We start from the raw sequence: 7,202 nt of genomic DNA, 5'->3' as shown, positions 1-7,202 counted from the left end.
TAATTGGGTTAGGGCTCTACTTTTCATTCCGTGTGAAATTTGTCCAAGTTCGTTACTTCGGTGAAATGATTCGTTTGCTTGGGGATGGAGCAAGCTCGAAAACGAGGAAAGCGCAAAAAGAGAAGAGCGGCGTATCATCATTCCAAGCATTTTGTATGAGTACAGCTTCTCGTGTAGGTACTGGTAACTTAGCTGGTGTAGCTATTGCAATTTCAGCAGGTGGACCAGGAGCAGTATTTTGGATGTGGTTAATTGCGGTAATTGGGGGTGCTTCTGCATTTGTAGAGAGCACATTAGCGCAAATTTATAAAGTAAAAGATGGGAATGCATTCCGTGGGGGCCCAGCGTATTATATGGAAAAGGGTTTAAAGAAACGCTGGTTAGGTGTTGTGTTCTCTGTTCTAATAACAGTAAGTTTCGGATTAATTTTCAATGCCGTGCAGTCAAACACAGTAGCGGCAGCTTTTGATGGAGCATTTAACACAGATGGTAAGTTTGTGGGTCTGTTTATGGCTGGTTTACTTGCGATCATTATCTTTGGCGGAGTAAAACGTATTGCACGTGCGGTTGAAATGATTGTTCCAGTAATGGCAATTATTTATGTAGCAGTAGCGTTATTCGTTGTTGTGACAAACATTACGGCAATTCCGTATGTATTTAAAGAGATTTTCTTACATGCATTTGGAATTAAAGAAGTAGTGGGCGGGGGATTAGGAGCTGCGATTTTACTAGGGGTAAAACGCGGATTATTCTCAAATGAAGCAGGTATGGGTAGTGCGCCGAACGCAGCTGCGACTGCAAACGTAACGCACCCAGTTAAACAAGGTTTCATTCAAACTTTAGGGGTATTTACAGATACATTATTAATTTGTAGTTGTACAGCATTTATTATTCTTTTATCAGATGTGCATAATGCAGCTGATTTAAATGGTATTCAATTAACGCAGCAAGCATTAAGTCAACATATCGGACCGTGGGCGTCTATATTTGTAGCGGTTGCAATCTTCTTGTTTGCATTTAGTTCATTAGTAGGTAACTACTACTATGGTGAAACAAATATTGAGTTCTTAAATGGAAGTAAAGTTTTACTAAATGCTTATCGAATTGCTGTACTTGGTATGGTTATGTTAGGATCTGTAGCAACAATTCAAATCGTTTGGGATTTAGCAGATTTATTCATGGGTATTATGGCAATCATTAACTTAGTTGCGATCGTATTCCTTTCTAAGTATGCTTTCGCGGCATTAACAGATTACATTAAGCAAAAGAAACAAGGAAAAGATCCAGTGTTCTATGCGGAGTCTATTCCTGGTTTGAACAATACAGAGTGCTGGGATAAGCCAGCAGTAGCTGATAAAGAAAAAGCAGTCTAATGAGGTGAGCATCAAGTGAAACTTGATGCTCATTTTTTTGTTTTATAAAGATATTTGTGGGTAGTAAAAGACGAACATTCATGAATGTTTTATAATAAAATGTATTTTTTTAAGAAAAGTGCGGATATGGGTTGTGATTTGTGTTAGAATGGAAAATGCCTTTGAAACAAGAGGTTTTATGATCTTTCCTATCCGATTGAAGGTTTTAGAGGAGAAATGGAAAGTTCGGATTATTTCTTATTTTGAATGGTCAGACGTTCAACGTTAATGAAGAGTTAAATGGAGGATTTTATTAATGAAGTTTGTTATGTTTCTTGTAGGATTGCTCGTTGTATTCGTACTCGGTTTTCTTATAAGTGCCGATCGAAAGAAGATTAAGTATAAACCAATCGCAATTATGCTTGTTATTCAGCTAGCGTTAAGTTATTTCTTATTAAATACGCAAGTTGGTTATATTTTAGTAAAAGGAATTTCAGATGGATTTGGCGCGCTTCTTGGATATGCGGAAGCTGGAATCGTTTTCGTATTTGGCGGTCTTGTTAATAAAGGAGAGGTTTCATTCTTCTTAACAGCGTTATTACCAATCGTATTCTTTGCCGTTTTAATCGGAATTCTGCAACACTTTAAAATTTTACCGATATTTATTCGTGCTATTGGTACTGCGCTAAGTAAAGTAAATGGTCTAGGAAAACTAGAATCATATAACGCAGTAGCAGCTGCCATTGTTGGGCAAGCGGAAGTATTTATTACAGTAAAAGATCAATTAAGTAAAATCCCAAAACATCGTTTATATACATTATGTGCATCTTCAATGTCGACAGTATCAATGTCAATCGTGGGTTCTTATATGAAAATGATTGAACCGAAATATGTAGTAACAGCACTTGTATTAAATTTATTTAGTGGTTTCATTATTATTCATATTATTAACCCGTACGACATTACAGAAGAAGAAGATACACTGAAATTAGAAAATAAGAAAAAACAGTCATTCTTTGAAATGCTAAGTGAATATATTATGCTTGGTTTCACAATCGCGATCACAGTAGCGGCAATGTTACTTGGTTTCGTAGCATTAATTACAGCAATCAACAGCTTGTTTGATTCCATGTTCGGTATTACATTCCAAGCTATTTTAGGATACATTTTCTCACCATTAGCATTCGTAATGGGTATCCCGCAAGCAGAGATGGTAACAGCGGGACAAATTATGGCAACAAAATTAGTATCAAACGAGTTTGTTGCGATGCTTGATCTTGGAAAAGTAGCTGGTGATTTATCAGCTCGTACAGTTGGTATTCTTTCTGTATTCCTTGTATCATTTGCGAACTTCTCATCAATCGGAATTATCGCAGGTGCAACGAAAGGTATCGATGAAAACCAATCAAATGTTGTATCATCATTCGGTCTACGCCTTGTGTACGGTGCGACATTAGTAAGTATTCTATCAGCGATTATCGTTGGTGTTATGTTATAAAAAAAGAGATGGTCCTAGCTTATAGCTAGGACTATTTTTTATGGTAAATTTGCATGAAAAAACCAATTATTTAGGAATATATTAACATATAAAAATCTTTTAAAATTTATATTGCATTTCGGGTAGATAACGCTTACAATTTGATTTGTAGGTGGTATCAATTTCAGACTTTCAAGTATGGTAGGAGAGAAGAAGCTACCTTTTATAAATTGCAATTTATGTAAACGCTTACTGATTTTAGATAACAGTTGAATAGTATTTAGGGGTTTTAAATTTTTTTAACATCAATGGTCAGACGTCATTCGTTATACGTTATACGACCGATAACTCGTGGGAGAAGTGGAGGATTCACATATGAAAATAGTAATGTTTCTAGTCGGTTTACTTGTAGTATTTGTACTAGGTTTCCTTATCAGTTCAGATCGTAAGAAAATTAAATATAAACCAATTGCACTTATGCTTGTCATTCAATTGGTACTTGCGTATTTCTTACTAAATACAAAGGTCGGATTTGTATTAGTAAAAGGGATTGCAGATGGGTTTGGCGCTATTTTAAAGTTTGCGGAAGCGGGGGTTAATTTCGTATTTGGTGGTCTAGCAAATGATGGACAAGCACCATTCTTCTTAACAGTATTATTACCAATTATTTTCTTAGCAGTACTAATTGGGATTTTACAACACATTAAAGTATTACCGGTTATCATTCGTGCAGTTGGTTTCCTATTAAGTAAAATTAACGGCTTAGGAAAACTAGAATCATATAATGCAGTAGCAGCTGCAATCGTTGGTCAAGGGGAAGTATTCATTACAGTAAAAGATCAACTAAGCAAATTACCGAAAAATCGTTTATACACACTTTGTGCATCTTCTATGTCAACAGTATCGATGTCAATCGTCGGTTCTTATATGAAAATGATTGATCCAAAATATGTAGTAACAGCACTTGTATTAAACTTATTTAGCGGATTCATTATCGTTCATATTATTAATCCATATGACGTGAAAGAAGAAGACGATATTTTAGAATTACAAGAAGATAAAAAACAAACATTCTTTGAAATGTTAGGCGAATATATTATGCTTGGTTTCTCTATCGCTGTAACAGTAGCGGCGATGTTAATCGGTTTCGTAGCATTAATTACAGCAATTAACGGTGTATTCGATTCAATTTTCGGAATCACATTCCAAAGCATTTTAGGATATGTCTTCTCACCATTAGCATTCGTAATGGGTATTCCAACATCAGAGATGCTAGCAGCAGGACAAATTATGGCAACGAAATTAGTAACGAACGAATTCGTTGCAATGCTTGACCTTGGAAAAGTAGCTGGCGATTTATCAACTCGTACAGTAGGTATTTTATCTATCTTCCTTGTATCATTTGCGAACTTCTCATCAATCGGAATTATCGCAGGTGCAACGAAGAGTATCGATGGCAAACAAGCAAACGTTGTATCTTCATTCGGATTAAAACTTGTATACGGTGCAACGTTAGTAAGTATATTATCAGCGATTATCGTTGGGGTTATGCTTTAATAAAAACAAGCGAAGTCGTTTATCTCTCGCCTAGAGGGATGAACGGCTTTTTTATTTTGGTATGATAAATAATATAGAGAGGGGGGAATTAGGGTGAAAGAAGCGGATGGGACGCTTACTCATAGTGATTTTGTTGAAAAGGTTTCAGGTCTTGATAAGAAGGATTTAGCAAAGCTTATTAAGCCGAGAGAAGAAATAAAAAAATCACCTTAATACATTCATTAAGGTGATTGAAATACTACTCAGCTGGAGGCGTAAATGTACGTTTCTCTAATTCAGCATCTAGCATAAATAATGCGTTTGAATCGCTTGTAATACGTTTTAATTTTTGAATGATGCTATCGAATGAAGCTTCTTCTTCTACTTGCTCATCGACGAACCATTTTAAGAAGGTAATTGTTGCGTGCTCACGCTCATCCCAAGCGATATCAGATAAGTTGTAAATACGCTTCGTTACTTCACGCTCGTGCTCAAGTGCCACTTCAAAAGCGTTCAGTACAGATTCATATTCGTTATTCGGATTATCAAATCCGGTAACAATAGCGCGCTCACCGCGGTCGTTAATGTAGTTATAAAGCTTCATTGCGTGGAAACGTTCTTCCTCAGCTTGTACAAGGAAAAAGTTAGCGAATCCATCATAGCTCTCAGATGTACAGTAAGCAGCCATTGCCATATAAGCGTGGGCAGAGTAAAATTCAAAGTTCATTTGATCGTTTAATGCGTCGTGCAATTTTTTAGATAACATAAAATCCCCCTTAGTATTGTGACAAGAATATTATACCATAATTGATAATATTCTCATTTGGATGTCTCGAACCTTTTCGAAAGCTTTGTGACGTGAGCCTCCATAATGTCTTGTAAATCTAAATCATATTTTTGTGAAAGAATAATAAGATTAGATAGTACATCACCCAGTTCTTCTTTTAGTTCCTGTTTTAGCACTTCTTCTGTTTTCACTTCTTCATCAGGGCGATCACGGCCAATTTCAATGGCGCGAACAACACGTGAAACTTCCCCAACTTCCTCAGTTAAGAAATTTAAGCGAATAAAGGCATTATATTGTGACCAGCTTCTTTTTTCGTAAAATTCCTCCACCCATCTTTGAAATGCGACAATATCCATTTCTTCCTCATCCCTTCAATATGTTGTACAATGTTCATTGTATCATAACAATATATAGTTTCGGGGTGTAGGAATGAGAAAGATTTGTGTGTTTGCAGGTTCCAACTTAGGAGAGAGAGCAGAATTTAAAGAGCAGGCAATAGCGTTAGGAAAAATGTTTGTTGAGAACGATTATGAGCTCGTATACGGTGGTTCATGCGTTGGATTAATGGGAGAAGTAGCAAATGAAGTTCTTCGTTTAGGTGGACGTGTAACAGGTGTTATGCCGCGCGGTCTATTCCGAGGAGAAATTGTACATACAGGGTTAACGGAACTAATTGAAGTAGAAACGATGCACGAACGTAAAGCGAAAATGGCAGAACTTGCGGATGCTTTTATTGCATTACCAGGCGGATACGGAACGTTTGAAGAGCTATTTGAAGTTGTATGTTGGTCACAAATTGGTATACATAATAAGCCGGTTGGTTTATTGAATATAAAAGATTTTTACGGACCAATCCTGCAAATGGTTGAACGTGCAGCAGAAGAAGGGTTTATGAACCCATCGAATAAAGATTTGATCGTTTCAGCTGAGACGGCAGATAAACTAATTCATGAGATCAAAAATTACGAGCGTCCTGTTTTAGGAACGAAGTGGAAACAGTTGTCATAATACAAATTTATAGAGGTTTTTGGAAACACATGTCATTTTATCCCGCTTTAATGGGTAGTAAGCCCCCCAACTCAAAATTCAGCGAAAGCAAAGAAGTTAGGTGGGGATCAACTGCCCATAAAAGTCCGATTGGTGAGGGCTAATAATCAGTGGGGGATGAAGAAAACCCCCACTGATTAAAGTTTCACTTTATCTTGAAAAGGCATGTGTTTTTAATTTGGTTAAATATGTTAATGTTGAGATGTGATGTTTTGGGAAAAGGAGAAACAGATGGAGGAGTTTGTGTATTTACGTCCTGTTTTTAAAAGTATATTAGCAGCATCTATTCTTGTTATGCTAATTGTTTCAACACAGAAGAAAGAGCTAATTAATGAATTTTCGCTTTGTTTTATTTCAATATTGTGTATTGGTGTTTCGGCGATAACACTTTTTATGATTGGCTTTATCGTGGATGAGTATAATCTAGCTGGAGATGTGCAGAGTTTTAGCATGTTTATTGCGATTGGCTGTATTAGCAGTTTGAATTTTATTATTTATTATAGACGGCAATAAAAGAAGGCATTCCGTATTACTTTGGAATGCCTTTATCACTTTGATTACTTTGTTTTTTATACAGGTACCAGCCACCCCAGCCGCCACCAATTGCTACAACAACGAGGAAAGCATAGTCTTTCACCTCGATACGTATATTGAAAATATTAGCTATAAGTAAGACAATCCCAACTGTTATTAACGCAAAAAATGCTCTAATTAAGTAGTCTTTCAACTGAACCACTCCCGCCATTTAAGTAGTAAATGATGAATATGGAAAAGCTTTTGGATCTATTTTACTAAAAGGTGTTACCTATATTTTAACATAAAAGAGATTGTAATATATTGATAAAAGTAGAGGGGAGAGGCACTGATATTGTCGTGATTTGTCGGTAAGTCCATACCCTGTGTCGAATCGTTGATATAATTTCATGTATCAGCACGTGCGACCACCCCATAGAAAAAAGCGGCTCTGAACGAGCCGCTTCCGCTTTAAGTATTATCCAGCTCC

At 36.4% G+C, this 7,202-nt stretch carries 8 protein-coding genes; 5 read left to right on the top strand and 3 right to left on the bottom strand.

The window, feature by feature from the left end:
* From MR113_RS26220 to MR113_RS26210, 3 genes are all read left to right on the top strand, one after another.
* On the top strand, window positions 1–1,373 hold a 1,373-nt coding region (locus MR113_RS26220), incomplete at its 5' end, for an alanine/glycine:cation symporter family protein (RefSeq protein ID WP_242257375.1).
* Between the two features lie 295 nt (window positions 1,374–1,668).
* Entirely contained in the window at window positions 1,669–2,850 is a 1,182-nt protein-coding gene (locus tag MR113_RS26215; protein WP_000673848.1) for a NupC/NupG family nucleoside CNT transporter, read from the top strand.
* 354 nt (window positions 2,851–3,204) lie between these two features.
* A complete protein-coding gene (locus tag MR113_RS26210; RefSeq protein ID WP_242257374.1) occupies window positions 3,205–4,386 on the top strand; it encodes a NupC/NupG family nucleoside CNT transporter in 1,182 nt (393 codons plus the stop codon).
* 238 nt (window positions 4,387–4,624) lie between these two features.
* Here MR113_RS26210 and MR113_RS26205 read toward each other — a convergent pair whose 3' ends face one another.
* Together MR113_RS26205 and MR113_RS26200 are read right to left on the bottom strand one after the other, a co-directional pair.
* Window positions 4,625–5,131, bottom strand: coding sequence for a ferritin (locus MR113_RS26205; protein ID WP_061678977.1), 507 nt, complete (start codon window positions 5,129–5,131; stop codon window positions 4,625–4,627).
* A gap of 53 nt (window positions 5,132–5,184) precedes the next feature.
* Complete coding sequence (locus tag MR113_RS26200; RefSeq protein WP_242257373.1) at window positions 5,185–5,508, bottom strand: MazG nucleotide pyrophosphohydrolase domain-containing protein; 324 nt, start codon at window positions 5,506–5,508, stop codon at window positions 5,185–5,187.
* Between the two features lie 73 nt (window positions 5,509–5,581).
* Between MR113_RS26200 and MR113_RS26195 the strand changes: the two genes are divergently transcribed.
* Window positions 5,582–6,160, top strand: coding sequence for an LOG family protein (locus MR113_RS26195; protein WP_277929794.1), 579 nt, complete (start codon window positions 5,582–5,584; stop codon window positions 6,158–6,160).
* Window positions 6,161–6,430: 270 nt separating this feature from the next.
* The gene (locus tag MR113_RS26190) at window positions 6,431–6,712 is read left to right on the top strand and encodes a hypothetical protein (RefSeq protein WP_242257372.1); all 282 of its coding nucleotides are present in this window, start codon (window positions 6,431–6,433) and stop codon (window positions 6,710–6,712) included.
* A gap of 16 nt (window positions 6,713–6,728) precedes the next feature.
* On the opposite strand, the gene MR113_RS26185 is transcribed toward MR113_RS26190, so the two are convergent.
* Window positions 6,729–6,926, bottom strand: coding sequence for a hypothetical protein (locus tag MR113_RS26185; protein ID WP_000656323.1), 198 nt, complete (start codon window positions 6,924–6,926; stop codon window positions 6,729–6,731).
* Window positions 6,927–7,202 lie beyond the last annotated feature (276 nt).

This window comes from Bacillus cereus group sp. BfR-BA-01379 (genome assembly GCF_022663605.1).
Classification (GTDB): Bacteria; Bacillota; Bacilli; order Bacillales; family Bacillaceae_G; genus Bacillus_A; species Bacillus_A mobilis.
The sequence above is the reverse complement of the archived record's forward strand: the minus strand, read 5'-3'. Positions and strand labels throughout refer to the sequence as shown.